Annotated in this window: 27 protein-coding genes and 1 tRNA gene; 13 read left to right on the forward strand and 15 right to left on the reverse strand. The window is 39.3% G+C overall.

Features of this window, described 5'->3' with window-relative positions; genetic code table 11:
* The first annotated feature begins 696 nt into the window (after nucleotides 1–696).
* From AC06G9_RS10780 to AC06G9_RS10790, 3 genes are all read left to right on the forward strand, one after another.
* The gene (locus AC06G9_RS10780) at nucleotides 697–1,527 is read left to right on the forward strand and encodes an SMI1/KNR4 family protein (protein WP_480958133.1); all 831 of its coding nucleotides are present in this window, start codon (nucleotides 697–699) and stop codon (nucleotides 1,525–1,527) included.
* Between the two features lie 227 nt (nucleotides 1,528–1,754).
* On the forward strand, nucleotides 1,755–2,282 hold the full coding sequence (locus AC06G9_RS10785) for a hypothetical protein (RefSeq protein ID WP_480958134.1): 528 nt from the start codon (nucleotides 1,755–1,757) through the stop codon (nucleotides 2,280–2,282).
* 74 nt (nucleotides 2,283–2,356) lie between these two features.
* Nucleotides 2,357–2,509, forward strand: a complete 153-nt coding sequence (locus tag AC06G9_RS10790; protein WP_480958135.1) for an NAD(+)--rifampin ADP-ribosyltransferase — start codon at nucleotides 2,357–2,359, stop codon at nucleotides 2,507–2,509.
* Here AC06G9_RS10790 and AC06G9_RS10795 read toward each other — a convergent pair.
* Complete coding sequence (locus AC06G9_RS10795) at nucleotides 2,478–2,801, reverse strand: winged helix-turn-helix transcriptional regulator (RefSeq protein WP_260949522.1); 324 nt, start codon at nucleotides 2,799–2,801, stop codon at nucleotides 2,478–2,480. The two genes, AC06G9_RS10790 and AC06G9_RS10795, sit on opposite strands and share 32 nt — an antisense overlap.
* A 444-nt stretch (nucleotides 2,802–3,245) precedes the next feature.
* Between AC06G9_RS10795 and AC06G9_RS10800 the strand changes: the two genes are divergently transcribed.
* From AC06G9_RS10800 to AC06G9_RS10830, 7 genes are all read left to right on the forward strand, one after another.
* Nucleotides 3,246–4,304, forward strand: coding sequence for an ankyrin repeat domain-containing protein (locus AC06G9_RS10800; RefSeq protein WP_094772057.1), 1,059 nt, complete (start codon nucleotides 3,246–3,248; stop codon nucleotides 4,302–4,304).
* Nucleotides 4,305–4,505: 201 nt separating this feature from the next.
* Nucleotides 4,506–5,300, forward strand: a complete 795-nt coding sequence (locus tag AC06G9_RS10805) for an SDR family oxidoreductase (RefSeq protein ID WP_260949520.1) — start codon at nucleotides 4,506–4,508, stop codon at nucleotides 5,298–5,300.
* Nucleotides 5,301–5,322: 22 nt separating this feature from the next.
* Complete coding sequence (locus tag AC06G9_RS10810) at nucleotides 5,323–5,640, forward strand: nuclear transport factor 2 family protein (RefSeq protein ID WP_346572842.1); 318 nt, start codon at nucleotides 5,323–5,325, stop codon at nucleotides 5,638–5,640.
* 340 nt (nucleotides 5,641–5,980) lie between these two features.
* Nucleotides 5,981–6,601: a hypothetical protein gene (locus AC06G9_RS10815; RefSeq protein ID WP_480958136.1), complete on the forward strand. Its 621-nt coding sequence runs from the start codon at nucleotides 5,981–5,983 to the stop codon at nucleotides 6,599–6,601.
* A 217-nt stretch (nucleotides 6,602–6,818) separates the two neighbouring features.
* Nucleotides 6,819–7,820, forward strand: coding sequence for an alpha/beta hydrolase family protein (locus AC06G9_RS10820; RefSeq protein ID WP_260949518.1), 1,002 nt, complete (start codon nucleotides 6,819–6,821; stop codon nucleotides 7,818–7,820).
* A gap of 360 nt (nucleotides 7,821–8,180) precedes the next feature.
* Nucleotides 8,181–8,720 (forward strand): DinB family protein, encoded by a 540-nt coding sequence (locus tag AC06G9_RS10825; protein WP_480958137.1) that lies wholly within the window; start codon nucleotides 8,181–8,183, stop codon nucleotides 8,718–8,720.
* 217 nt (nucleotides 8,721–8,937) lie between these two features.
* Nucleotides 8,938–9,543: a DNA alkylation repair protein gene (locus AC06G9_RS10830; RefSeq protein ID WP_480958138.1), complete on the forward strand. Its 606-nt coding sequence runs from the start codon at nucleotides 8,938–8,940 to the stop codon at nucleotides 9,541–9,543.
* 131 nt (nucleotides 9,544–9,674) lie between these two features.
* On the opposite strand, the gene AC06G9_RS10835 is transcribed toward AC06G9_RS10830, so the two are convergent.
* Nucleotides 9,675–10,940, reverse strand: coding sequence for an RNA polymerase sigma factor (locus AC06G9_RS10835; RefSeq protein ID WP_480958139.1), 1,266 nt, complete (start codon nucleotides 10,938–10,940; stop codon nucleotides 9,675–9,677).
* Nucleotides 10,933–11,277, reverse strand: a complete 345-nt coding sequence (locus AC06G9_RS10840) for a YciI family protein (protein ID WP_094772063.1) — start codon at nucleotides 11,275–11,277, stop codon at nucleotides 10,933–10,935. The genes AC06G9_RS10835 and AC06G9_RS10840 overlap by 8 nt, the downstream gene beginning before the upstream one ends.
* Nucleotides 11,278–11,989: 712 nt before the next feature.
* Between AC06G9_RS10840 and AC06G9_RS10845 the strand changes: the two genes are divergently transcribed.
* Both AC06G9_RS10845 and AC06G9_RS10850 read left to right on the forward strand, forming a co-directional pair.
* Complete coding sequence (locus tag AC06G9_RS10845; protein WP_480958140.1) at nucleotides 11,990–12,601, forward strand: Crp/Fnr family transcriptional regulator; 612 nt, start codon at nucleotides 11,990–11,992, stop codon at nucleotides 12,599–12,601.
* Nucleotides 12,602–12,697: 96 nt separating this feature from the next.
* On the forward strand, nucleotides 12,698–13,339 hold the full coding sequence (locus AC06G9_RS10850) for an MBL fold metallo-hydrolase (protein WP_480958141.1): 642 nt from the start codon (nucleotides 12,698–12,700) through the stop codon (nucleotides 13,337–13,339).
* A gap of 182 nt (nucleotides 13,340–13,521) precedes the next feature.
* Here the strand turns inward: AC06G9_RS10850 and AC06G9_RS10855 are convergent.
* The 5 genes from AC06G9_RS10855 to AC06G9_RS10875 all read right to left on the reverse strand — a co-directional run bounded on the left by AC06G9_RS10855 (nucleotide 13,522) and on the right by AC06G9_RS10875 (nucleotide 18,042).
* A tRNA-Lys gene (locus AC06G9_RS10855) sits at nucleotides 13,522–13,594 on the reverse strand.
* A gap of 140 nt (nucleotides 13,595–13,734) precedes the next feature.
* Nucleotides 13,735–14,025, reverse strand: a complete 291-nt coding sequence (locus AC06G9_RS10860; RefSeq protein ID WP_094772122.1) for a DUF1049 domain-containing protein — start codon at nucleotides 14,023–14,025, stop codon at nucleotides 13,735–13,737.
* 117 nt (nucleotides 14,026–14,142) lie between these two features.
* Entirely contained in the window at nucleotides 14,143–14,418 is a 276-nt protein-coding gene (locus tag AC06G9_RS10865) for a hypothetical protein (RefSeq protein ID WP_260949511.1), read from the reverse strand.
* Between the two features lie 175 nt (nucleotides 14,419–14,593).
* Nucleotides 14,594–14,800 (reverse strand): immunity protein Tsi6 family protein, encoded by a 207-nt coding sequence (locus AC06G9_RS10870; protein ID WP_045756451.1) that lies wholly within the window; start codon nucleotides 14,798–14,800, stop codon nucleotides 14,594–14,596.
* A 119-nt stretch (nucleotides 14,801–14,919) separates the two neighbouring features.
* Nucleotides 14,920–18,042 (reverse strand): heavy metal translocating P-type ATPase, encoded by a 3,123-nt coding sequence (locus AC06G9_RS10875; protein ID WP_480958142.1) that lies wholly within the window; start codon nucleotides 18,040–18,042, stop codon nucleotides 14,920–14,922.
* Nucleotides 18,043–18,218: 176 nt separating this feature from the next.
* Between AC06G9_RS10875 and AC06G9_RS10880 the strand changes: the two genes are divergently transcribed.
* Nucleotides 18,219–18,548: a hypothetical protein gene (locus AC06G9_RS10880; RefSeq protein WP_045756453.1), complete on the forward strand. Its 330-nt coding sequence runs from the start codon at nucleotides 18,219–18,221 to the stop codon at nucleotides 18,546–18,548.
* Between the two features lie 272 nt (nucleotides 18,549–18,820).
* Here AC06G9_RS10880 and AC06G9_RS10885 read toward each other — a convergent pair whose 3' ends face one another.
* From AC06G9_RS10885 to AC06G9_RS10915, 7 genes are all read right to left on the reverse strand, one after another.
* On the reverse strand, nucleotides 18,821–19,060 hold the full coding sequence (locus AC06G9_RS10885; protein WP_045756454.1) for a hypothetical protein: 240 nt from the start codon (nucleotides 19,058–19,060) through the stop codon (nucleotides 18,821–18,823).
* A gap of 55 nt (nucleotides 19,061–19,115) precedes the next feature.
* Complete coding sequence (locus AC06G9_RS10890; protein ID WP_094772126.1) at nucleotides 19,116–19,841, reverse strand: tRNA threonylcarbamoyladenosine dehydratase; 726 nt, start codon at nucleotides 19,839–19,841, stop codon at nucleotides 19,116–19,118.
* 3 nt (nucleotides 19,842–19,844) lie between these two features.
* Nucleotides 19,845–20,501 (reverse strand): TatD family hydrolase, encoded by a 657-nt coding sequence (locus AC06G9_RS10895; RefSeq protein WP_480958143.1) that lies wholly within the window; start codon nucleotides 20,499–20,501, stop codon nucleotides 19,845–19,847.
* Nucleotides 20,502–20,568: 67 nt separating this feature from the next.
* On the reverse strand, nucleotides 20,569–21,855 hold the full coding sequence (pabB, locus tag AC06G9_RS10900; RefSeq protein ID WP_480958144.1) for an aminodeoxychorismate synthase component I: 1,287 nt from the start codon (nucleotides 21,853–21,855) through the stop codon (nucleotides 20,569–20,571).
* Nucleotides 21,856–21,858: 3 nt separating this feature from the next.
* Entirely contained in the window at nucleotides 21,859–23,136 is a 1,278-nt protein-coding gene (locus AC06G9_RS10905) for an adenylosuccinate synthase (protein ID WP_248753694.1), read from the reverse strand.
* A 127-nt stretch (nucleotides 23,137–23,263) separates the two neighbouring features.
* Nucleotides 23,264–23,752: a Fur family transcriptional regulator gene (locus AC06G9_RS10910; protein ID WP_045754788.1), complete on the reverse strand. Its 489-nt coding sequence runs from the start codon at nucleotides 23,750–23,752 to the stop codon at nucleotides 23,264–23,266.
* Between the two features lie 82 nt (nucleotides 23,753–23,834).
* Nucleotides 23,835–26,051 (reverse strand): RelA/SpoT family protein, encoded by a 2,217-nt coding sequence (locus AC06G9_RS10915; RefSeq protein WP_045754787.1) that lies wholly within the window; start codon nucleotides 26,049–26,051, stop codon nucleotides 23,835–23,837.
* Nucleotides 26,052–26,140: the final 89 nt, after the last annotated feature.

A 26,140-nucleotide genomic window follows, 5' to 3' on the forward strand; every position in this document is an offset into this window, starting at 1 on the left:
ATTGACTCGATTTCAATTAAAAAGTTTATTTTAACCATTTTTGACCAGAAGCGGCCTACCTAGACATCCACGAACTGCGTTAAGGCAGTTGATCAATTACGCTTGTTTTATAAGTCCATATTGCTATTCATAGGAAGATTGCTGTTCCCAGGATTGCCGGACAGGGTGCAGATCATCTGTCTGCTCGTTTGCTGAGATCTCTTGAGCGAAGATGAAAAAACTCAAAGTGTTGATTGTTAACAGATCAACGACGGACATAGAGGTAAAATCTACTTATAAATTATTGATTTTTTAATTTTTTATACAGAACTTTGGGCAAAGTTTAATGATAGATATGATGAAAAGAACAACACTTCTATTTGCCTCCGTTTAAAGTATGTAAAAGATGTCATGGATCTTAACCATGCCCATGACACACTGTTACCTATTTTATAATATCAGATTTGAAATTTGCATACCTATTGGCAACCATCTGGACTTTGCGGGTGATTTTTGACGAAGTACAATGAATAAAAAAATTTAATCAAATAATTTCAGAACAAGTGAAACTATTAGTAAACCAAATTGGTTTTAATAATAGGGCATGTATTCTATAAACAAATTGATGATTGGACTTTTGCTGTGAACGTTCAATAGAGTTATGGATGCACTTCCGCCCAAATTCATAAGTATAAACCTATCTTAATGCGTAATAATATGAAAAATAGTGAATTAAAAAACATTTGGAGTGTACCAAGATACCTACCTTATGTTCAGCCTGCGTTGACTCCTGAGATTTTGGAACAAGCGGAGAAGCAAATTGGATACAAACTTCCTGCGAAACTGATAGAAATTCTAAAAATTCAGAATGGCGGTTATATCCGTTATAAAATTGCGGAAACCCCTCAGGAACAGATCATGGGTATCGGACCTTATTTTCCTTCATTGACGGACTTTGATTGGACAGAATCTCAAGAATATGTGAGTTTTGAACTGGATGGACTTGTTCCGCTTGATGGAGATGGACATTGGTACATATGTTTGGATTATAGGGAAAATAAAGAGGAACCGCAGGTTGCATGGATCGATATAGAGTGTGATCATCAGGAAAAAATAGCAAATTCTTTTGCTGAGTTTTTAGACTTGTTAACACTGGATGTCAATGAAGGGGATTTAGTGATCCAAACTGAAAACTCCATAGAGGAAAATGCTAAACAGATCGAGCAGATCCTTGAAATAAAATTTGATGCACCTGAGCATTTTAACAGCGGATACGCGAGCTATCGAGGCAAATATAAAGATAGTTGGATCTGGTTGACTCCAAACCAAGTACCTGCTGGATTTGTAAGAGAATATGACAAACGCTATCATGAACTGAAAGACAAAATGAGCTTTTCTGCTGTACAATATCTAGATATTCCTGAAAAAGATCTATTTCTTGTCCTTTCTGAAGAAGATTTAAATAGCGAAGTCATGGAAAGACTGGGAAACCACAATATGAAAATAAGACCCATTACTGAACTTTTGCAAAATAGCATGACGGGTTAAGTAGGTGCTCTTTCACCTATTGGATGGAACAGCTTTGACGGTATGCGCTTATGCAATTGGATAGCTATTGCGTCATTTAGCGTTCGGGCTAACGGTCGACAGACCATTGTCCGAACGCTGTACCGCAACGAATAGTTAAAAAAAGCTGATGAAAAAGACCTATTAATCGTTTTTTATTCTTACATTAAATAATCGGATACGATATCACTAACTCAAAATTTTGAATCATGGGGACACTACTCTTAAGCGGAACGCTGATCTTGTTACTTGCTTGCACAGGCCAAAGTAGCCCTGTGAAGCATCCAGCTGAGGATGCTGTTGCTGCTGTTGAGCAAGAGCGAAAACAGTCTCAAAAAACCGCTATCATTTTGGACGCTTTTCAGATTTTGGATAGCGATGGTGGATCTAATAATTTTGTTTTACAGATGGATAAAGAAGGAAAGTGCTACCTGGGCGAAGAGTTTCTCGGCACGATCACCGCATCGGGGGAATTGAAATCTGACAAAGGGGAGATACTGGTTCATTTACGTGGAGATGAGCTGCTATCCGATGAAGGAAAAGTGATACTGCTGATTAAAGAAGATGGTACCATTGTCAACGGCTCAGGTAAAGATATCACGTGGGGAGCTGATGGTATACTCAAAAGTGATGAATTGGGTCTGAAGCTTGTTCCTGCAGACAGTAAAGCAAAAAGAGCTGCTTCGCTGCTGATGTATTCGTATTTTGGTTCTGCAAATGCAGAAGCTCAGCCATAACGTAAACCCAACTCGTTGTAAAAGGGAATAGCGCCAAATATAAACTGATGACCAACGAGCAAAACAACTGGCATATGGCAACGTCATTTGCCCAAACCTATTTTTATGGTACAAAGGTTGACTTAAAAATTGGCGATCTCATTCAGGCGGGTTTTCGGTCGAATCAGGAAGATAGGCAATTCAAGTATATGTATGTTATGGACATTCGGGTTGTAAGCGTTGCATAATGACCTCACGTAATTTTTCGGCATGTTCATCGCCCCAGTTTCCCAATGTAGAGATGACCGGAATGAGTGTTTTTCCAAATTCTGTTAAACTGTATTCGACTTTAGGTGGTACGATAGGATAGATTTTTTTGGTAATTAATTTATGTTCTTCAAGTTCCTTGAGTTGAATATTCAACACGCGCCTTGTGGCATCGGGTATTTTACGTTGCAGTTCACTGGGACGTTGATATCCTTCATGAATAAACCAGAGCAAGCGGATTTTCCATTTGCCATATAGGACTTCGCCAATCAAATCCAGACCGCAATTTAAGTTTGGTAAATTTTTTCTTTCATACATCGTACAAAGATAAACCTATGTTCCAAATGCTGCAATAGGGGAAAAATTTATCCCTATAAATCCGCTATTACAAACTGCACTTCAAGTTGTGATTATCGTGGCGCTCTGTTCCAGTACCCACAACAATACCGTGGGCAATAGGCCGTTCTTATTTTGCTATCCAGATGGAAATTTGATCTACTTCTACATGTGTGTGCGTGAAGAAGCTAAAACTAAATTTGGATAACAAGTAAGCATATCAGCTAATCAGTATTTTGCGATAAGAGGACGAAAGAAAGTCATTAAACTGGTGTCATTTTAAAACTTTTTATCTTAAATTTAGATGTGTACGATACTCAACAACTGGTATCGGCCCAAATCATTGGTAGCATATGTAATCGAATCCGAAACTAAAAGAAAATGGCAAAAAAGAAAAAAACACTTCCCAAGAATTTTGATGAGTTAATCAAGGAAAACAAGATTGAAAATCTTAAAAAAGTATTTGATACCTGTGAATTAGATGCAAGAGGTGGTTATGGAAAAGCAACGGCACTCAGCTTTTTTCATGTGCCTGATGAACTGGTTCGTTGGATGGTAGCAAGCGGAGCAGACATCGAAGCTGTGGACAGTTACAACCGTACAGCTCTTCACCAACATGCGATGACTCGAAGTGGCGATATCACGGTCTTTTTAGAACTTGGAGCAAATATACAGGCTGTGGATATCTATGGCGATACACCATTGCATTTTGCTGCGGGAAGTAGTTTTAATGTTTCATCTGTCAAAAAACTGGTTGCTCATGGGGCTGACACCCAGGCTTTAAATGCGACTAAACAAACGCCGCTTGAAAGGGCATTATCTCGCGCAAGTAATATCGACTTGATCCCGTTGGTGGAAGTATCGCGTATATTGCTCCAAGCCAACACCGAAATAACGCAAAAGATGAGGGATGAAATTATTCGGATAGGTGAGAATTTTGAATTCCATCGTGAAAATTTTAATAAAGACTATCTGCAAGAAACAGACCATGCACTCAGCAATCTTTATGAGATGTATCAAGTTGTACCTGTTAAAAAGCGTATCATGCATGATGGCGTGGCACCAATAAGCGTAGGTGGTACAAATTGGAAAGAGCAATTTGAAGAATTGTGGGAGCTTTTAATTCCTGCTAAGGGGAGTGCCCTAACAGTGCAAGGAGAGGTGGTCCGCATCGCTGGGAAAGTGCGTGATGAAATCTACCGAAATGGCGGGGGAAATTGGGACAAGGATTTTAAAAAAATGTTGGATGCATTTGACATACACGTATCTTCTGAACATGCTTTAGCTGCGAAAGAACTGGAAGAAGCCCGTATTCTTATCAAAGAGATTCGTAACACTGGATTTGCTGATGACCTTAATTTTTTGTGTGAACTTGCAACCAAGTGGGTACTTCTTAATCCGACTCCCATCTTGCTTAATAAGCCGAACTATACAAGATAAAATCGAAAACAACACTTTTAAGAAACGATAGATCTATCCGATCTTAGCTTGAGTTTTGATAGAAATCTTTCCTACTTGAAACAAGTTGTGGGAATAGTAAAAATACTGCAATAGAGGAAAAATTTATCCCTATATGAATCGTAACTCCGTACTTGTGAGATCTGTACATAAGACTGAACTTTGTCCTAAATATTTTAATATATGGGACAAGAATTTAATTTTAATCATGAATTGGAGGGCAAAATTGCCCTTGTAACAGGTGGCACAAAAGGAACGGGTAAAGCCATTGCAGAGCGACTTTCAAATGCGGGTGCAACTGTTGTCATTACAGCGAGAAATGCACCCGATACGTTGCATGATCATCTGTATTTTATTGCTGCTGACTTGAGTGAAGCCGAAGGAGCGAGACGCGTAGCAGAAGAAGTTTTAGCAACATTTGGGAGACTGGATATTCTGATCAATGCGCTCGGGGGTTCGGAAACCCAAGGTGGGGGTTTTGCTGTACTGACCGATCAGGACTGGGAGCAGACGATCCGAACGAATCTGCTTGCTCCTGTACGACTGGACAGGGCATTTTTACCACAAATGCTTGCGCAAAAAAGTGGTGTGATCATCCATATTGCATCCATTCAGGGAAGATTACCGTTATACGATTCTACTTTGCCTTATGCTGCAGCAAAAGCAGGGGTGATCAATTATAGCAAAGGTTTGTCAAAAGAAGTTTCGCCTAAAGGGATACGGGTACTCACTGTTTCGCCGGGCTGGATCATGACGGAATCATCAACGAGAATGATGGAACGAATTGCGGCAAGTACAGCTATCACGATAGAACAGGCGACACAAAGCGTCATGGATGCTTTGGGAGGAATTCCAATAGGAAGACCGGCACAACCTGAAGAAATTGCTGAATTTGTTGGATTTTTGGTTTCGCCAAGAGCCCATTACCTGACTGGTACAGAATATATCATGGATGGAGGCACAATTCCCACGATTTAATAACATTTTAACTCATAAAAAGATGAATTTACCAAAAGTAGTAGCCGATCTCGTACAGGCACAGGACAACTTTGATTCTATTGCTTACGCGAATTGTTTCGCAGAAGCAGCCGTAGTTTTTGACGAAGGAAAAACACATAACGGCAAAAAGGAAATAGAAAATTGGATAGAAAAAGCCAACAAAGAATATCAAAGTACGATGAAACCTCTTGAATATTCAGAAACTGACCAGACGTTGAAAGCTGAAATTGCAGGCAATTTTCCGGGAAGTCCGCTGATCTTGACTTATCACTATGAATTTAAAGATGGGCTGATTCAATCTCTGAAAATTACCGGTTAATGGGATCATATATGTTCCATAACCGCTGATCTATTCAGGTTGATCATTGGTCATGATGATCTGGCCTCATGTGGAAAGGGGTATGTTAAGAAAGGCTTAGATTAATAAAAAATCCAAGCCTTTTTTTAAGATATCAATATGGAAGATTTGGTTATTTTTGGTTAAAGATAACCATTGACTTTAATGAGTCAATTGTGGTAAATTTGCTAATCAATAAGAAATAATGATGCAAATCACAAAATATACATGGGCTTACAGGAAAAAAGGGTATCATCCAGATCTTAAAAACTTATCTTCCAAAGCTTTTTGTAATTAAATAACCTCATCCTTTTTTTTAGCTATGTTTTATCATTTACAACAAATTAAATTTGTCCAATGGATCATTATCCATATCCGCTATCTTATTGCATTGGCATTTGTACCCTCTGGATTTACAAAATTAGTGGGCGAAAGGTTTACTCAATTGCCAACAACTGGTGCGATAGGTCAGTTTTTTGAGGTACTTTATCTTTCCGGGATTTATTATAATTTTCTTGGCCTGGCTCAAATCGTCACCGCAATCCTGCTGATGACACAGCGCTTTGCGTTGATCGGGACATTTTTCTTTCTGGCCATAACAACCAATATCTGGATGATCACCATTTCTCTGCATTTTACAGGTACCTGGATCATCACGAGTTTAATGATGGTTGCGGGTTTGATTTTACTGTATTGGGATAAAAATAGAATAGCTGAATTATATTCTGAAAATAATCTACCCAGAAAGAAGTATGCTCCGAAGGTATCAAAGCTTTGGGTCAATGCTGGTGTAATATACATAAGTACGCTTCTCGTACTCTGTTTTTTGGGCCCGCAGAAAGATCTGATATCTAAAAGCATCGATGTGATCACAATATTGATCTTGGTCGGGACGACCGTGTATACCAATGTTGTTTTCTGGAAAAAAAAGAAGTCCGTATAATACCCTATTACGGTTTACAGGAGTTAAAATCAAGATGAACGAGGCTTTAAAAAGTGCGGTGGACGAGGTACAGTCATCATACACAAATTAAACACGGAAAGCTGATTTAGCTTGATTTCGTTAGGTGAAATGAGCGACTTGAGTGCCTTATATTGCACTAATCAGGACTACTATATATTTGAATATGAAAATACTTATACTTAAAATTTATTAGAAGATGAATCGTACGTGTACTATTTTATTATTGAGCTTAATATCATTCTTTTGTCAAGGTCAGGTGTCAAATGTCGGTGAACAGACGATCAGTTATATTGACCATGCTCGAGAGCGCCCCATAAAGACTCAGATATGGTATCCAACAACTGACCAGGATGTAAAGGAGACAGCGTTACCCTTTGTATTAACTCCGACCATACAGAATGCGACTTTTATAAATAAGAAATATCCGTTGATCGTACTATCGCATGGCACAGGAGGAAACAGGCTGAGTTTAGCTTGGCTGGCCATTGAACTGGCAAAGAATGGATACATGGTTCTGTCACCGGATCATTGGGGAAATACTCTTGATCATAAAATTCCAGAATATTTTGTTCGCTATTGGGAAAGACCACTGGATCTGAGTTTTTTGCTCTCTTCATTTTTACAGGACGAACGTTTTACCAATTATGTGGACAGTAATCGTATTGGTACGATAGGTTTTTCATTGGGCGGCTATACAGCACTGGCGCTAGCAGGCATTCAATTGGACTGTGAGCTACTGAAACGTAACGCTCTATCCGAACAAGGCCACAAAGAATTCATTGTTCCGGAGCTTGGTGACCTGACAGCATTATTGACAAGGATACCTTGCACAGAAATACCCACTACTTTAAAAGATAGTCGATTTAAAGTGCATATAGCACTAGCTCCAGCGTTAGGGTTGGGACTTTTGGAACAGAAGTATCAGAAAATGCCTCCAGTATTAATAATCGGCGCACATGATGACCAAATCGCCCCGATAGAAACCAATGCAATCAGATACAGTAACGTTATTGGAGGTTCAAAATTTGTTAAGCTGCCTAGAAACACAGGGCATTACATTTTTTTGAATGAGGGGAACCCGCAGTTGCAAAAAGAGGCATCAACTTATTATCAAGATGATCGCAGCATCGATAGAAAATTGATCCATCAACAAATAGCGACCGAAATCATCCATTATCTTGCTAATCATCTGAGGTAGAATTGAAAGGACTGTTTATGGCTGTCTTTTGCAAGTTTCTGTGCTTTCAGTTCATGAATATAAGAAGGGGAGGATCCTATACAAGTTGGCGATTTATGGAATGAATGTGTACAAATAAGCAAAAAAGAAGTAATGTCGGATGATCACCGATAGTGATCTATTTTTGCTATTTCAGAAACAAGTAATACAGGGAAAGAAGGCGAGTAGAAAGGTCGCGGTTAACGAGATAAAATTTGGAAAATATCGTGTTCAAAAGTTTTGATTTGCTTATCTTTATGAAGCGGTAGTACTGCATGGATTAGATTTGGTTTTATAAAATGGACTGCATTGCTGATTCGGATTTTTTAACCACATTGAACAATGGCAACCGATGATGCTGGATGTATAATGGCAAACGATATGAACTTACAGACATTACAGGCCTTTGAAGAGGTCACGAATCAATTGGTAACCTTGCTAGGGGGTATGGATGAAGCCTTAATCAATAAAAAACCGGTAGACGGAGGCTGGTCTCCTGGACAGATAGCAGACCATATACGCAAATCCTATGCCTCTGCAGAAACGATGGATGGGGCATCGGAATCTGGTGATCGGTCACCAAATGAGAAGATCGATATGATCAAGAAAATATTTACGGATGATACCATCCGCATGAAGTCGCCAGATGCTATTATACCAACGGAAAAACCAGTGGACAAAGAGAGATTGATGGCTGGTTTACAGAATAGAATAGAGCAGATGGCAGCTGTGATTCGGACAAAAGATCTTTCGGATATCTGTACAGATTATGCTATTCCACAATATGGACCTTTTACACGACTGGAATGGGCTTGGTTTAATATCTACCATACGGAGCGTCATATTCGGCAGCTGAAGAAATGTGTAAAAGACTTTAATTAACGGGTGTGTCTTATTCTGATATAAAATGAAAAGTAAGAGCATGCTCCATGATTGTTTTAGCTTTATTTAGTTGCAATTCTTTATTTTTATTGCTTAAATACAAGCTCCACTGTTGTTTCAGGCAACAGTTTTGTGGTATTGCAACATAAGATATAAATCAAGCTATTAAAAAACATCTATGCAAAGTTGTAATTTGCTCACGTAACATAAATTGAATATGGAGTCCTCTCTTGAAGCATTACTAAAAGTTGAACATGGTTTTAAGCCTTTCGAAGAAGAGGCAAAAAAAATAGTGACCACGCAGTCCAGAGCTGAGTCTAAAGAAATCGCCTTAGATCTATTAAAGAGCAAGTTTTACCAGTTACGTTGTTGCGCAATTTTTATCTTGGGTTTTATAGCTGCTCAGGATCCATCAGTTCTTGTGGTACTGAAAGAACGTGCACATGTGGACGATAGCTGGCAAGTTCAGGAGATTATTGCAAAAGCCTTCGATCAATACTGTGCAGATCATGGTTACGAAAATTCGCTTCCTGAAATTACAGAATGGCTGAGCGATCAAAATCCAAATGTTTGTCGTGCTGTGACCGAAGGCTTGAGGATCTGGACAAGCCGCGCTTACTTTAAAGAGCATCCTCAGGTGGCAATCGAATTAATTGCTCAGCACAAAGCAAGCGATAGCGAATATCTGCGTAAATCTGTCGGTAACGCTTTAAGGGATATCAGCAAAAAACATCCGGAATTAATTGAGAAAGAGATTTCGAGTTGGAATTTGAATACTAGCACTATTGCGTACACATATGCGTATGTAAAAAAGAGGCATTGAGCAGATATTAACCAGAAATATGACGATCTCTATAACGGCTGTATGGTACAATCGTTTTGAATCTCCGATGCATGCATGACTGTTTTGAGTTCACCCAGTTTTACAATTTATCCATTTGATTGCTTTAACCCTTAGCTTGCTGTACCCTTATTTTCTGCGCTTTGCAACAAGCGATCAATTTCTTGTCTGAGTGTCTCTTTTTCTATGTTGGATTTGGTCAAATCAATTGCCTTTGCATAATGTTGAATTGAAATAGGCATATCTATTTGAGCGTACAAATAACCCAATAATGCATGATAGTAGTTGTTCTCCGGAAGATTTAACTTTTCCACCTCCTCGATTGCCTTTTCGCTACCATAGACTTTAGCGTAAGCAAATGCTCGATTTAAGGCTGTAACTGGTGAGTATTCGATCAGGATAAGCCTATTATATAATTGTAAAATATGTTTCCATTTGTTCGTATCGGTGGAGGTTGTATGCCAATATGCTATAGCTGCCTCTAAGTGGTATTTTGAAACTTCTTCAGCGTTGCAGGCGTGGATTAAATAATAATTTCCCCTGTCGATGAGTGCCTGATCCCAGAGACTTTTGTCCTGTTTGTCAAAAAGGATGGCTTCGCCATTGGTACCAGTTCTTGCATCCAGTCTCGAACTCTGAAAGCAGATCAAAGCAAGCAAGGCATTTACTTGCGGTGTATTGGTGAGTGGATTTTCAGCTAAGACCAGCGTAAGCCGAGCGGATTCTGAACAAAGCTCTTTTCTGATGAGCTGATTGTGGGTTGTGGAAAAATAGCCTTCGTTGAAGAGCAAATACAATGTTTTTAGAACCGTGTCCAACCTCGCTTGTATATCATTTGCAGTTAAGTCTTGCATTTGAAAATGATTATTTCGTAAGTTGGTGCGTGCCCTTTGCAATCGCTTTTTAATGGTTTCTCTATTTGTCAAAAAGGCCTTGGCGATTTCCTCGACACTAAAACCACCTAAAATCTGAAGTGCCAATGCGATCTGTGCTTCTGTAGAGTTTGTCGGATGACATACGGCAAAAATCATAGCCAATTGACTGTCGGCAATGTTTCGATCATCAAATTCCAGAATCTTCTCTATCTCCATTGCTTGAACAGTTACTGCATCTTTAATTCTGCTATCAAAAATAGATCTGTGCTTGAAATAATCTTTAAGTTTGTTTGCAGCCACGGTATATAGCCATGCGTTCGGATTATCGGGTACACCATGGACAGCCCAGTATTCAGATGCTTTTAGAAAGGTATCACTAGCAATATCTTCGGCAATTTCGATATTTGCCAATCCAAAATGACAGCAAAGGACAGCCGTCATTTTAGCATATTCCTGTCGGAATAAATGCGGTAAAAGTTCCGTATATGATTTTGGGTTAGTCACGTTTTATTACTTCTCGTACTTCAATGCTTCCGCCCACTTGATCAAAGATCGGGTTACTTTTTGCCATTTCTACTGCTTCATCAATGGTGTCTGCTTTTATGACAATGTAGCCACTGATAAATTCCTTGATTTCGGTGTAGGCACCATCTGTGATCACATTGTTTGGCTTTACAGTTTTAGCATTTCCTGCAAATGGTAAGAGCGTATTTCCCTTATCCACTAATTTGTTTTGTGAGGCAATACCTGCTAACCAATTCATTCTTTCCTGCATTTGTTCGGGTGATGGTTTGAAATCGGAAATGTCTTGTAGTCTGAAAATTAATGCAAATTCTTTCATCGTGTTAAAATTTTTAAATTAAATATACCTCAATGACGACCGAGTTCTCCGAATGGGGACAGCTTCTATGATTTTTTTTCTATTTGGTACTTTGTTGCTAAAACAGGAGTGAAGATCAATAAGTCACTCTTCAGTGCTATTCCTCTCAATTGGTCTTACGAAAACAAATGTATAGAATCACAAAGAAAGTGGCAAATGTGTCTACATTCTTTCTGATCTCTCATGTCTTTGAAATTAAAGAAAGCTCATATTGCGATTAGCTTTACCTTCATGATCCCGCTGGGATTTAAGCAGTCCTGCCATCCCAAATTCTCTACCGTGAACAAGAAAGTTGGCTCAGTCCCCTAAATGCCCGCACACGATCATGAGCCTCTATTGGTTCGAAACTCGCCGACCCTGATATGATGACTGTACTATTGAGCTCTATGGGAGGCGCAATCCACTACCACGCTAATGATAGTTGACGAATTATGGGAAAAGCGTCGACCAATTAAAGAATACGCCATCAGAGCGACAGATTTCTATTCTGAATATACAAACAAAAGCTGATGAAATAAAATGGAGTAACAGTCAGTAAATGGAAAGATCATGCCCTGTAATGTGCTAGTAAAGTGAACTAAAAAAGCTATAGATGCAGCTTTTTGTGAATGTACAATAATTGTTAGATTTGGATGTTGGATTTGATATGTATCCATAGACGGTTAAAAAGAAAATGAAAGGACAAGAAGAGTGCGAAATGACTGACGTATTTGAAAATTACCTATCCTCAACAGGAGGACTATCGGCTGAGGAAATCAACTTTTCTATGCAGTTTTTCAAACCAATGCGCTTAAAAAAGGGTGATTTTTTTATTCGTGAGGATGAATCCTGCCGTCATATTGGATTTATCGCTAGTGGCGCAGTAAAGGCGTACGCGATCGATAAAGAAGGTAAGGAGAATATAACTTGCTTCAAGTTTGAAAATGAATTTGTGACCTCATTTCCGGAGTTTGTGGCGCAGGAAAAATCGAGAAGGAGTATCAGGGCTATAGAAGATAGCCTGATCTATCGGATAGACTACTCGAACTATCAGCATCTGCTTGGTGAGGTGACCGTCTGGAACGGGGTTATAAAATCGGTGATGGAGCGGGAGTATAACCAAAAGGAACGTTATCTGCTGAATTACAATAATAGGTCGGCTGTGGATAAATACCGCCATGTACTGTCTAGCGAACCGATGCTCGTGCAGCGCATAGCGACGCAGGATCTGGCATCGTACCTGGGCATCACGCAGCGATCACTGACACGAGCGAAAGGACAAATACATAGACCCAATGTATTATAGGACAAATGTCCTTATGCAGTCCTGGTCAGCGGTGTAGATTTGCATAAAAAAACAATGTTACATCAAATTGCTCCCGAAGTTTTCCAGATTCCATTGATGCCACGAAACAGTATCAACTGCTATATTATCGAAGGTGTATTGGTCGACTCCGGAATAAGGAGTTCGTATACCACTGTAAAGAAAGCTCTCCAGAAAATCCCCGTTTACCAACATGTACTGACGCATGCGCATGCGGACCACCAAGGCTGTAGCGATCTGATATGCGCTGAGTTTGCGATACCCTTGCTCTGTCATCCCAGTGAAGTTTTTAGGACCGAAACGGGTATGGTAACCCACGATTATCCAACTCCGCAACATTGGGTAGCAAACCTTCAACAAAAGTACTGGGCAGGTCAGGGCCATCAAGTGGAGCACACAATTGTTGAAAACGATAGGATCGGAAACTTTCGGGTAATAGAGACTCCCGGACATTCGGCAGGTCATATTTCTTTTTTCCGTGAGCGGGATGGTGTACTGATAATCGGGGATGCTGCGACAAATATGAACCTGCTCACCACAGCGACTGGTCTGCGCCTTCCGCCAAATATATTCACCTCCGATCAGCGGCTCAACATCAAATCGCTCCAGAAGTTAGCAAATCTAAATCCTGCTGTCATCTGCTTCGGTCATGGACCGATCATGCGAAATACAGATCGGAAGTTTGAGCAATTTGTGGCTAAATGCAACGCGGTTATGTAAAGATAGATTGCAAAAAAAGCCTCACATTTCTGTGAAGCTTTCTTGTGATCCCGCTGGGATTTATTGCGACCCACATACCCCAAACGAATGTCCGCAATGAAAAAGGTCGAACCCATCCCAACGCTTCTGTTCTCATCCCATTGGATACAAAAAAAGCCTCACATTTCTGTGAAGCTTTCTTGTGATCCCGCTGGGATTCGAACCCAGGACCCATACATTAAAAGTGTATTGCTCTACCAGCTGAGCTACGGAATCTTACTCTTTTTTTGAAGTTTCCTTCGTTGTTTGGAGTGATGCAAAGGTAGAAAAAACTACTATACAGTGCAAATAAAACGACTATTTAATTACAAAGGACCTTCTTGTCCTTTCATTTATAGGGAATTAATTTTTACAAATCAGGAAATATAATCGCGATCTTCATTGCTCAATGTTGATTTGGAGCTCGATATTTCGTCCATATCTGATGTCGTAGAGGGATTGACCTGAATCACTTCGGTCTTTATTTTCCTTGGTCGTAATAGAATAGCACCAATAATGATCCCAATAAAGAGGGTGATGGCTATAATAGAGGAAAGCGCAAAAATATGCTTGCCAAAAAACCAGAACTCCACAGGAGCAGTATTCTGCATAAAAAAAATCGTAATAATGACGACTAAGATTAAAAGTATGATCGTTTTGAAATTCATTTTGCGCTTTATTTTTTGTCAAAAATAATCATTGTAGGCGATACTTTATATGCTTGATTAAGAAAGCTATTACAGAGTGATCATTTATGCCGCTAAAATTTAAACTTTATTGATTTTTCATGATGTTCTATCTTTCCACATGTTGAACAAGTAACGTGAAGCGAAGTAGGTCAGAAAGGAGCAGATTAGATTTGCCGCTACAGCGAGCAATGAATAATGGCTAAAGCCTTCCATTTGTCCAGTATCTAAACTTTGTCCAACACCTTCCTTGTAATACGTAAGCGGAAATCCTATAGTTGTTAAACCATCATAAGCCATTCCATTATGATAGGAAAGCCAGCTCAGTAAGCCGAAGATCAACAGGGTCCCTAAGAAGTAATGCCATATTTTCATTGTTTACCATCATTGATTTATCTGAAATAACGTCTCAATATGAAACTGGATGAATTCTTCTTGCAGCGCCCATACTTCGTTGAAAGTAACAAATTAATCTTAAACAATGAAGGAGATCGATCTGTAATTTTCTGGAAAATGCTCGTATTGATGGGATAAACCAAAAAAACATCAACTAATTTCCATATTCGGTATCGTCAAAGTCTTTTGTAGCAATTGAACCGAAACTGTATTGTTCCAATAATTCCTCTTGTGTAATTGCTCGACGATTGACAAGGACTCTTTGTTTTAAGCTTTGGAGCTGCTGATCGATCAATGGATATAGCAAAACCTCTGGCGAATGAGCGATCAACTGTTTTTGTTTCTGTAATTGCTGCTTCAAATATATGGTTATAATTAATCTTATTCTCTTCGGAAATCATCATGTAGCTACGAAAAATAGCCTCTTTTTTAAGAGGCTATTTTCAAATATGTAGACCTGATGCAGGTCTGTAGTAGCAATTATTTCGCATCAATATCGACCGTATTGAGTCGCAATGAGTTTAAAATGACGGATACTGAACTTAGACTCATCGCTGCTGCGGCGAGCATCGGCGATAACAATATACCAAAAGTAGGGTATAGGATACCGGCTGCAATAGGAATACCTAAGACATTGTACAAAAAGGCGAAGAGTAGATTCTGCTTGATATTGCTCACCAATTTATGGCTCAGTATTTTTGCTTTGACCACACCTAGTAAATCTCCTTTTAGTAAGGTCACCTCAGCGCTTTCGATGGCTACATCTGTACCTGTACCCATGGCAATACCGATATCGGCTTGCGCCAAAGCGGGTGCATCATTGATCCCGTCACCGGTCATGGCTACGACTTTATTTTCTTGCTGTAGCTTTTTGATTTCCATTAATTTATCCTGTGGCAGTGCTTGCGCTTTAAAGTGTTTAATACCCAGCTCATCGGCTACTGCTTTGGCTGTTTTTGCATTATCACCGGTTAACATAATCACGTCAACACCATGATCCATCAAATAATGGATGGCTTGTTTTGCGGTATCTTTGATTTTATCAGCGATCACTAAATACCCTAACAGTGTCGTACCTTGAGCCAAATAGGAAACGGTACGGCCTTTTTGCTGCTCGACGGCAACTTGTTCTTTGACTGCATCTGTGATCGTGATGCCATCATCTGCTAATAAGGATTCATTTCCCAATAACACTTTTTGATTGGCGATATAACCGATCACACCTTTGCCATTGATGGTGTCAAAACGATCGGTTTCCTGGAATGTTAATGTTGACTCTTTAGCTTTCTTGACTACAGCTTCTGCTAATGGGTGGGAGCTATTTGCATTGACAGAAGCGGCTAGTATCAATAGTTCGTCAGTAGTGTGGCTGGAGGTACTGAATATCTGTTCCAGACTTGGTCTTCCTTCGGTTATGGTTCCTGTTTTGTCGGTCACCAAGACATTGACTTTATCTAGTTTTTCAAGTGCTTCTGCATTTTTGATGAGAATACCATTTTTAGCACCTTTACCTATACCTACCATCACTGACATCGGGGTTGCCAGACCTAATGCACATGGACATGCAACGATGAGTACGGCTAATGCATTGGCCAATGCGAAAGCAAGTTTGGATTCGACGCCATAAATCATCCAAGCGGCAAACGTTAATATGGCAATAGCGATCACAACGGGGACAAAAATACGGGATACACGATCTGTCAGTTTTTGAATGGGCGCTTTACTACGGCTTGCACTGTTGACCATTTCAATTATTTGTGCCAATAAGGTGTCGTCACCTACGCGGTTGGCTTTCATCAAGAAGGTTTGGTTCCCATTAATGGTTCCTGCACTCACGTTGTCGCCTTCTTTTTTGTCTACCGGAACGGGTTCTCCTGTTAACATGGATTCGTCAATGGTGCTATAACCCGATGTAATTGCTCCATCTACTGGGATTTTCTCTCCTGGTTTAACGCGTAATAGTTGATCCAACTGAATGTCGGCGACGGAAATTTTCTTCTCCACACCGTTTTCAACCAAATTTGCTTCCGCAGGCGATAGTTTGATCAGTTCTTTAATGGCTGAATTTGTTTTGGAATGAGCTTTTGCTTCCATCATCTGTCCCAATAGGACTAGGGTCAGGATAACAGCGACAGATTCAAAATATAGGGCAACTTGCCCATGATGTCCGAGAAGCTCATCTGGAAAGAGCGATGGAAAACATAGGGCAACGACACTGTATAAAAAACCTGCTCCTGCTCCTAGACCGATCAAGCTGAACATATTCAGATTCCAGGTTTTGAAGGATGTCCAAGCGCGCTCAAAGAACATCCATGCGGCATAAAAGACAACAGGAATAGTTAAAAATAGCTGAACCCAACCTGACATCTTTGGTGTAATGATCTGACCAATCGGGTTGCCTGGGATCATTTCACCCATGGACAGTATAAATAAGGGTACCGTAAATAAAATGGCAATCCAAAGTTTTTTCCTCAGATCTTGATAGGTATGATCTACCTCCTCTGCAGCGGCATTGGCGACTAGATCCATACCACAGATGGGACATGATCCGGGTTTGTCGCTTTCGACTTCTGGATGCATAGGACAACTGTAGGTGACTGCCGCCTTCTTTTCAGGGATTTTTTCTAAATTCATTCCACATACGGGACATGATCCGGGCTTATCATACAGTTTGTCACCTTCACACATCATAGGGCAATAGTATTTTCCGGCCGACTGGGCTGTAACCTTTGGTTTATCTACTTTTTCATGTGTTGAACAGCAGGAAGCTTTGGGTATTTCAACTTGATTTGCTGCTTGATCTGCCAAGGACTCAACAGGAACGAGAAACATACCACAGACCGGACAGGAGCCAGGCGCATCGTATGTATGATCATGTCCTTCGCAATACATGGGACAGATATACTTACCCGAAGCTGCTATAGATGTTGCTGTTACTGGATTGTCCTGTTTTTTTGACGAACAGCAGGAAGCTTTGGGTACTTCAACTTGATTTGCTGCCTGATCTGCCAAGGACTCAACAGGAACGAGAAACATACCGCAGACGGGACAGGAGCCAGGTGCATCGTATGTATGAGCATGTCCTTCGCAATACATGGGACAGATATACTTACCAGAAGCTGCTGTAGATGTTGCTGTTACTGGATTGTCCTGTTTTTTTGACGAACAGCAGGAAGCTTTGGGTACTTCAACTTGATTTGCTGCCTGATCTGCCAAGGACTCAACAGGAACGAGAAACATACCGCAGATCGGACAGGATCCAGGTGCATCGTATGTATGAGCATGTCCTTCGCAATACATGGGACAGATATACTTACCAGAAGGTGAAACTGCTGCTTTGGTTATCGTTTGATATTCTTTTCTATGTTCTGTTGAATTAGATTCGTTATTTTCAATTACTGTTTCCCTGATTTTATAATCACCAATCTCGGATAGTGTATCATTCAATTGTTCGATATCAATAGCCTGTTCGCTATCAATGATCACTTCGGCAGGATCTAATGTAACGATCGCTTTGATCCCAGGTATTTGATTGAGTTTATCCGATACATGGGTGCGGCACCCATTGCAAGTCATGCCTGATATTTGATATTTTTGATTCATAATCTGCTTTAAATTAACTTAAACAAATATCCCTGTTTGGATAAAAATTTATACTGTAACATTTGAGGTTTAAATTACAAGATTTTATCTGAAGTGTAAGCGCGCTTAAAAAGGATGATCAACAACCGTAAAAACAACAAAGTATAGGTAAGTTTGTTTGTAATTGAAAATTGTCAATGGATACAAATCATAATCAAGATAAACGGGAAAGTACAGGACGTACTTCTCATATATTAAATACGTCGGCCAATTTACTCGGAATTTGTTTTTTAGTCTTAACGACAATAAAAAAGATGAAATTAACAGAGGAAAGCTTAATTGATGAGTGTGCTGCCCTTGCGATCTTTATATTTATGGCAAGCTGTATCATCTCTTTTATTGCGATGAAAAGAAGTCATTTGCGTGAAGTTAAAAGATTGGAAAATATTGCAGATATTATCTTTTCAACGGGCCTGTTTGTACTATTTATAACTTCTTTATTATTGATCTTTAACTTGATCGAGTAGCGTCAACTGCAAGGGGTAGAGCTGATCCGATTTTGGCTTGATGGCGATAATCAATAATAAATACACTGAAGCGTCTCTGGAGTTCAATGCTACACTTCTGTTCTATTACTATATTTTAATACTTTAAATCGCTTAAAAAGCGCCTTAAATAAAAAGATATGTTCAGCAATGGATCTTAACGTGAGGGAGTGATTTTTGATGCGGAAAGGAGATATAAACAGTATAATACAAAAAGTTTATATACTGTTTATAATGCATTGCCTAATAATATTTTATGCAAATAGCATAACTTCAGGATGTTTTAAGATGTTTTTGATCAAGGGTTTAGCATCGCCATCAATGACTGCCTTATAGTGGGGTTCAGGAATGAAAAGTTTGAAGGTTTTTTTCTCAATTTTTACGACAAAAATGACCCCATGAACAATTTGTTTATCGTCGATCACCATTGAAAACTCATCAACTGGCTGATTAGCAAGTTTGTTCTTTTCAACTAACTTTAAAAGTTTTTCCATAGTCAAAACTACATATTCTCGTCAATATATTAAGTACATATTGACGAGAATATCATTAATTTTTAGCAATTAGATCTCTTAGAGCTACTGATGCGATGGCGCCTCCAAAGGCAGCTGGGAGATAAGACATGGTGCCATAAGCCGATTTCTTATAATTGCTTCCATCTGTATATAATAGAGATGCTTTATCTGGCAATTCTGTTGAAAATACCGCTTTGAAGCCACTTCGTATACCATGCTTATATAGTTTTTTGCGAATATGGTGGGCAAGTTTACAATTATACGTTTCTCCGATATCGGCAATTTCTATTTTGGTGGGATCCATTTTACCTCCGGCACCCATTGAACTTACAAAGCGAACTTTTCTTTCTAAGGCCTGACGGATGAAAAACAATTTTGGCGTAATGCTATCGATGGCTTCTACGGCATAATCTGGCTTGAGATCTAATAGATCGGAAATTTTTTCGGGAAGAACAAAATCCTCGATAATGGTTAAATCCAATTCTGGATTGATAGCCAACAAGCGATCGCGCATGATCTGCGCTTTGGACATACCATGATTTGTTGCCAGTGCAGGCAATTGTCTATTTCTATTGGATGGATCAACCGTATCACCATCAATGATGGTCATTTTGCCAACTCCGCCACGACAGATAAATTCTGCTGCAAATGAACCTACACCACCCAGTCCTAAAACCATGACGTGAGAATTTGCCAATTTTTCTAAAGCTTCACGTCCCACTAATGCTTCTGTGCGTGATAGCCATGATAAGTCTTTCATATTTTATCCAAATACAAGTTGATAGTTATTAAATACGGTATTCTTTAGTTCTTCTAAAGATATTTTTTTTAACTGCGCCAAATAGGCATACAAGGTCCTAATATCTAGCGTTGCATCGTCTGTCTCTAAAAACAGCTGATCTAGGGGTGCAGATGCGAGTGCTTCATCGTGCTTACCAGTCAATATGGAAGCTCCGAACGAAAGGTAATATCCTTTTTTTAATAATTGCTCTGCAAGTTCTTTATTCTTGTTAAATCCATGAAAGATGCTCTTGCACGCAAATTGCTCTTCTTTTAGTATATATTGTACTTCCTCAAAAGCACGTACACAATGAATAATCAATGGTTTAGCATATTCTTTGGCTAGCCTAACTTGCTTTTGAAATACGTCTTGTTGCACCTGCATGGGGACAGGAATTATTTTATCGATACCACATTCACCGACTGCTAAGATTTCCTGGTCTTGGAGTAGTTCTTCCAGGAGCGGTAAACCTTTAAATGGATCTTCTGCTGCGATATGCCAAGGATGTAATCCTGCGGTGAGGGGTGAAAAAAAACTATGATCTTGATCACTGTTAAGCATATTGTTGTATACACAAAAGAGATCTGCCTCTGGCGGGCGGTGCTGATGGGTATGAATGTCAATATAGAGCTGTGCCATAATCAGGCGCAAATTTGAGAAAAAAAAATGAAGATTGATAATTTTATCCTACTAAAGGTGTAGATATTTATTGGATATGGGTATCAAGTACTTTCAACATGCCATTTGCTTTTAATAAGCATTCCTGATATTCATCCTCTGCATTGGCCTGAATAGTAATGGCACCACCGGTTTGAAAGGATAAATACTTGTTTTGGGCATTATATAAAATGGTCCTAATGACGACATTGAAATCAAAATTACCATTTGGGTCAAAATAACCGATAGATCCGGCATATAGTGAACGTCGATTTGCTTCGACTTGATCGCAGATCTGCATTGCTGCTATTTTAGGTGCTCCGGTCATGGAACCTGCTGGAAAAGTATTTTTAATGACTTCGATATCTGATACATCGGGGCTGATCTCACAGGTGATTGTTGAAATCATCTGATGGACCAGTTTGAATGTGTGGATTTCAAATAGATGGTCTGCTTTAACTGATTTTGGAACTGCGCTTCTTGTTAAATCATTACGGACGAGATCGACGATCATCACATTTTCAGCAATTTCTTTTTTAGAGTTCAACATGTGATTTATGATCTGCTGATCTTCTTCATCTGTAGATCCGCGCTTTGCTGTTCCTTTTATGGGTTGAGAGATCAGTTGCCTATCGCGTTTGGCAAGAAATCTTTCTGGTGAAGCGGACAGGATATATTTGTCCTGAAATTTAAAAAAAGCGGCAAAAGGTGTAGGGGAGATTCGATTTAGTTTTTCAAATGCTGCCAAAGGATTTAGATCGACCTGCTCTGCATAGAATTCCTGACAAAGGTTGACCTCGTAAATATCTCCTCGTTGAATATGATCCTGCATCTTGCTAAATGCTGTAAGGTATTCTTTCTTGGTCCATCTGGTCTGTACCTGACCATTAAAACCGACCGCTTCGTTTTTTATTTCAAGGGCTAGAATGGCTCGAAATATTTCATCAGGCTTTTCGGCACTGATCGATACTGTATTTCCGATGATCTTAATCGTAATAGCCGGAATGAAAAAATATGCAAGTGGAAAGTCCAACCGATCGACTTGATGGGTTTGGAGTTGCTCAATTTCATTTTTCAGATCGTATGAAAGAAAACCTGGTATATAAGTATGGGGATGATCCGAAATGAATTGTTGAACCTCAGCGAGGCTATGCTGATGGGTAGAGGTGTACTGCTCAGTGGCTTGAACAGCAATTAAACAGTCAAATGCACTCCATTGATCCGTCTGTTCGTTAGAATGGAGGTAGGCTACTTCATCAAATTGCGCTGCCCATTGCAGCGCTTTTTGATGAAAATTATACTTTGAATCTATAACAAAATTGTCTTCGACCCGCATTAACTATTTAGTCAATTTTAATGTTTGTTTACGATCTGGTCCTACTGATAAGAACGTGATAGGCACTTCTAATGCTTTCTCTAGATACGTAATGTAGTTTTGCAATGCTGTTGGGATTTCGCTCTCTTGCGTAATTCCTGTTAAATCTTGATTCCATCCATCGATTTCTTCTAAAATAGGCTCAGCCTCGTTTGTGATGATTTCGTATGGCATATAATCAATTACTTTGCCTTCATGTCTGTAGTGTGTACACACTTGGATTTTTTCAAATGTATCCAATACATCGGCTTTCATCATGATCAATTCGGTCACACCGTTTAACATGATAGCATATTTTAATGCAGGAATATCAATCCAACCTGTACGACGTGCACGACCTGTAGTGGCACCAAATTCATGCCCTAATTGACGTAAATTTTCACCTACTTGATCATGTAACTCTGTTGGGAATGGACCTCCACCTACACGTGTTGCATAAGCTTTGAAGATACCATATACTGCACCAATTTTATTTGGAGCGATACCTAGACCTGTACATGCACCTGCAGTAGTTGTATTGGATGATGTTACGAATGGATATGATCCAAAATCAACATCTAACAAAGTACCTTGAGCGCCTTCAGCTAATACTTTTTTGCCATCCTTCAAGTATTGATTTACTAAATGCTCAGAATCAACATGTGGAATTGTTTTAATGAATTCGATCGCCGCTAAGAAAGCTTCTTCTTTTTCAGAAAAATCAGGGATTTCACCGTAATGTGCTAAAATAGAAAGGTGTTTTTCTCTCAGTTTCTCATAGCGTTCTTTGAAATCTGCTAATGTAGTATCACCCACACGTAGGCCATTGCGACCTGTTTTATCCATATAGGTAGGACCGATACCTTTTAATGTCGAACCAATTTTGCCTTCACCCATTTTAGATTCTGAAGCAGCATCTAATAATTGGTGTGTAGGAAGGATTAAATGCGCTTTGCGAGCTAACACTAAATTTCCTTTTCCTACTGGATCAAATCCAGCAGTTTTCAAATTGTCTAGTTCTCTCTTTAAAATAATCGGGTCGATAACAACACCATTTCCGATTAGGTTAAGAATTCCTTCATTGAAGATACCCGAAGGGATCGTGTTTAAAACGAATTTTTTGTTATCAAACTCCAATGTGTGTCCGGCGTTAGGGCCGCCTTGGAAACGAGCAATTAAATCGTATTGTGGACAAAATACATCAACGATTTTACCTTTACCTTCGTCTCCCCATTGTAAGCCCAAAAGCACATCAACTTGCATAGCTTTTAAAGTATTGTGATTAAGAATTTATGTTAATTTTTTTGAATTATCTAAAAACAAAATGTTCAGAAAAATGAGCAAATCATTTTCTGAACAAATGTACTATTATATTTTACCAATCCTCAGATTAATTTGAAATAACCTCTTTTTTAGCTTTTGCAGCAGCAATACTTTGCTGACACTCATTGCAAATACCGTAAAGATTGAGGGAGTGATGTTTAATATCAAATTTCAATAGATCGCCCATAAGACTCTGAATCTGGTTAATACGGGGGTCGCAAAACTCAACTACTTTATTGCACTCGATACAGATGACATGGTCATGTTGCTTAAATCCATAAGATTTTTCAAATTGTGCCATATTACGGCCAAATTGATGTTTGGTCACCAAATCACAGGAAACTAATAATTCTAATGTGTTGTAAACAGTAGCACGGCTAACTCGATATTTTTTATTCTTCATGTGGATGTACAATGACTCAACGTCAAAGTGGTCCGTGCGGGAATAAATTTCTTCTAAAATAGCATATCGCTCTGGAGTTTTTCTTAGATTTTTATTCTCTAAGTAGGCTTCAAAGATCTTTTTTACTGTTGCGTAATTTTCAGCTGAGTTCATATTAATCAATAAGATTCTTTACAAATTTACCAATTTTGATTCAATTATCGTAAGATAAAAAAAATGTGATATTAAACTGATGTTAACTTTCAGATTCATAACGCGAAACAGTTGTGATGCCCTGTACTTGTTTAAGGGTTTTCATTAAGCTCTCCAATTGTGCGATATCATTGACAAACACCATAATGTTACCCTCAAAGATGCCTTCGTTGCTCGTGATACTGAGTGAACGTATATTGACGTTGAACTCTTGTGAAATCACCGTGGTCAGTTTATTGACCAAGCCGACATCGTCGATCCCTACTATACGCAATCCGGTTAAGAAGGAAACATCATTTTTGGAGGTCCATCTGGCCTTCATAATACGATAGCCATAATTTGCCATCAATTTAGATGCATTTGGACAGCTTGTGCGGTGTATTTTGATACCGTCATTGACGGTTAAAAATCCAAATACATCGTCTCCGGGTATGGGATTGCAACAAGGAGCTAGTGTATAGTCTATCTGTTGCAGGTCGTCACCAATTAATAGGGTATCTTGGTCTTTTTTGTTAAATTTCTCGACCAGTCCACCAATATGGTTATTGAATTGTGTGTTTTGTGTACTTAAGGTTGCATCGTTGTTTTTTTCATGTGCAACAAATTCTCGTAACTGTTTGATATCGACCAATCCTTTGGCTACATTATAAAACAGATCTTGAGAGCTGGAGAATTTTAGAAAGTTAGCGATCTTATTAATATTGTCCGTATTGTAAGTAATTTTTAATGTTTTCAGCTTGCGTTCTAAAATTTCTTTTCCATCTTCGGCTACTCGACGTCTTTCTTCTTTTAAAGAAGAGCGGATCTTTGATTTTGCTTTGGCTGTAACGACAAAATTTAACCAATCTTCTTTTGGTGTCTGCTTGGTCGAAGTGATGATCTCTACTTGATCGCCATTTTGCAGCACATGGCTGAGTGGTACCAATTTATGGTTGACTTTTGCTCCAATACAGGTCGCTCCGATATCGGAATGGATCTCAAATGCAAAATCTAAAGCTGTGGCCTCATGGGGAAGCTGAATTAAAGCTCCTTTTGGGGTGAAAATAAAGATCTCATCTGAAAATAAATTCATCTTGAAGTCATCGACAAAATCCAAGGCATTTTGCTCAGGATTGCTTAAGACATCTCGGATTTTTTTAATCCATTGGTCTAATCCGCTATCGGAATTTGACTCTTTGTATTTCCAGTGTGCTGCAAAACCTTTTTCCGCAATTTCATTCATACGGCTGGTTCTGATCTGTACTTCAACCCATTGCCCTCTTGGTCCCATGACCGTTGTATGCAACGATTCGTATCCATTTCCTTTTGGAGAGGATACCCAGTCTCTTAAACGATCAGGATTTGGACGATAGAGGTCAGTAACGATAGAATAGACTTTCCAACATTCCGTTTTTTCGCGCTCATCATCTGTATCGATGACAATTCGAATAGCAAATAGATCATAAACCTCTTCAAAAGGAATAGATTTTTTACGCATTTTGCTCCAAATGGAATGGATGGATTTTGGTCTACCAAAGATCTGTGCCGAGATGCCTTGTTCGCGTAATATTTCTTGTACCGGCTCGATAAAGTCTGCAATGAATTTTTCCCTTTCGGCCTTTTTCTCATTGAGCTTGCGTGCGATAAACTTATAAGTATCCGGATCGGTAAATTTCATGGAGAGATCTTCGAGCTCGGACTTAATGGCATACAAACCCAAGCGATGGGCGAGTGGTGCATATAAATAGCTGGTCTCGGAAGCGATTTTGAGCTGCTTGTCGCGAGCCATAAACTCCATGGTGCGCATATTGTGGAGGCGATCGGCAAGTTTGATCAAGATAACGCGGACGTCATCGGCCAATGTCAACAGCATCTTACGGAAATTTTCCGCTTGCATGGAGCTATTGGGATCAAAAATTCCTGAAATTTTTGTCAATCCATCAATGATACGACGTACTTTTTTACCAAACATCTGCTCGATTTCATCAAGAGTAATGTTGGTGTCTTCAACTACATCGTGTAATAGGGCACATACAATCGAGGTAGTCCCTAAGCCAATTTCTTCTGCAGCGATTTGCGCTACAGCTATTGGATGGAAAATATAAGGCTCGCCAGATTTTCGACGCATTTCTTTGTGGCTATCCAGAGCAAGATCAAAAGCTTTTCTGATCATCTGCTTGTCGCCTCGTTGCATCGTTGGTTTACATGCGCGTAGTAATGCTCTGTATCTTTTACGTATTTCTTTATTTTCTGCTTCTATATCAATCACATAATCTTTCATAAACTTGCAGTTGCATTATGATTTTAAAAATACATTTCTTAAATTAGTTAATGTTAATTTAATGGAATAAGTAGTAAACCAAATTTATT

This window comes from Sphingobacterium sp. MAE (genome assembly GCF_056711605.1).

Bases quoted from the DNA above. Each gene is read 5' to 3' on its own strand.
- AC06G9_RS10780 (WP_480958133.1), top strand. From the start codon at position 697: ATGAAAAATAGTGAATTAAAAAACATTTGGAGTGTACCAAGATACCTA.
- AC06G9_RS10785 (WP_480958134.1), top strand. From the start codon at position 1,755: ATGGGGACACTACTCTTAAGCGGAACGCTGATCTTGTTACTTGCTTGC.
- AC06G9_RS10790 (WP_480958135.1), top strand. From the start codon at position 2,357: ATGGCAACGTCATTTGCCCAAACCTATTTTTATGGTACAAAGGTTGAC.
- AC06G9_RS10800 (WP_094772057.1), top strand. From the start codon at position 3,246: ATGGCAAAAAAGAAAAAAACACTTCCCAAGAATTTTGATGAGTTAATC.
- AC06G9_RS10805 (WP_260949520.1), top strand. From the start codon at position 4,506: ATGGGACAAGAATTTAATTTTAATCATGAATTGGAGGGCAAAATTGCC.
- AC06G9_RS10810 (WP_346572842.1), top strand. From the start codon at position 5,323: ATGAATTTACCAAAAGTAGTAGCCGATCTCGTACAGGCACAGGACAAC.
- AC06G9_RS10815 (WP_480958136.1), top strand. From the start codon at position 5,981: ATGTTTTATCATTTACAACAAATTAAATTTGTCCAATGGATCATTATC.
- AC06G9_RS10820 (WP_260949518.1), top strand. From the start codon at position 6,819: ATGAATCGTACGTGTACTATTTTATTATTGAGCTTAATATCATTCTTT.
- AC06G9_RS10825 (WP_480958137.1), top strand. From the start codon at position 8,181: ATGGCAACCGATGATGCTGGATGTATAATGGCAAACGATATGAACTTA.
- AC06G9_RS10830 (WP_480958138.1), top strand. From the start codon at position 8,938: ATGGAGTCCTCTCTTGAAGCATTACTAAAAGTTGAACATGGTTTTAAG.
- AC06G9_RS10840 (WP_094772063.1), bottom strand. From the start codon at position 11,277: ATGAAAGAATTTGCATTAATTTTCAGACTACAAGACATTTCCGATTTC.
- AC06G9_RS10845 (WP_480958140.1), top strand. From the start codon at position 11,990: ATGAAAGGACAAGAAGAGTGCGAAATGACTGACGTATTTGAAAATTAC.
- AC06G9_RS10850 (WP_480958141.1), top strand. From the start codon at position 12,698: ATGCCACGAAACAGTATCAACTGCTATATTATCGAAGGTGTATTGGTC.
- AC06G9_RS10860 (WP_094772122.1), bottom strand. From the start codon at position 14,025: ATGAATTTCAAAACGATCATACTTTTAATCTTAGTCGTCATTATTACG.
- AC06G9_RS10865 (WP_260949511.1), bottom strand. From the start codon at position 14,418: ATGAAAATATGGCATTACTTCTTAGGGACCCTGTTGATCTTCGGCTTA.
- AC06G9_RS10875 (WP_480958142.1), bottom strand. From the start codon at position 18,042: ATGAATCAAAAATATCAAATATCAGGCATGACTTGCAATGGGTGCCGC.
- AC06G9_RS10880 (WP_045756453.1), top strand. From the start codon at position 18,219: ATGGATACAAATCATAATCAAGATAAACGGGAAAGTACAGGACGTACT.
- AC06G9_RS10885 (WP_045756454.1), bottom strand. From the start codon at position 19,060: ATGGAAAAACTTTTAAAGTTAGTTGAAAAGAACAAACTTGCTAATCAG.
- AC06G9_RS10890 (WP_094772126.1), bottom strand. From the start codon at position 19,841: ATGAAAGACTTATCATGGCTATCACGCACAGAAGCATTAGTGGGACGT.
- AC06G9_RS10895 (WP_480958143.1), bottom strand. From the start codon at position 20,501: ATGGCACAGCTCTATATTGACATTCATACCCATCAGCACCGCCCGCCA.
- pabB (WP_480958144.1), bottom strand. From the start codon at position 21,855: ATGCGGGTCGAAGACAATTTTGTTATAGATTCAAAGTATAATTTTCAT.
- AC06G9_RS10905 (WP_248753694.1), bottom strand. From the start codon at position 23,136: ATGCAAGTTGATGTGCTTTTGGGCTTACAATGGGGAGACGAAGGTAAA.
- AC06G9_RS10910 (WP_045754788.1), bottom strand. From the start codon at position 23,752: ATGAACTCAGCTGAAAATTACGCAACAGTAAAAAAGATCTTTGAAGCC.
- AC06G9_RS10915 (WP_045754787.1), bottom strand. From the start codon at position 26,051: ATGAAAGATTATGTGATTGATATAGAAGCAGAAAATAAAGAAATACGT.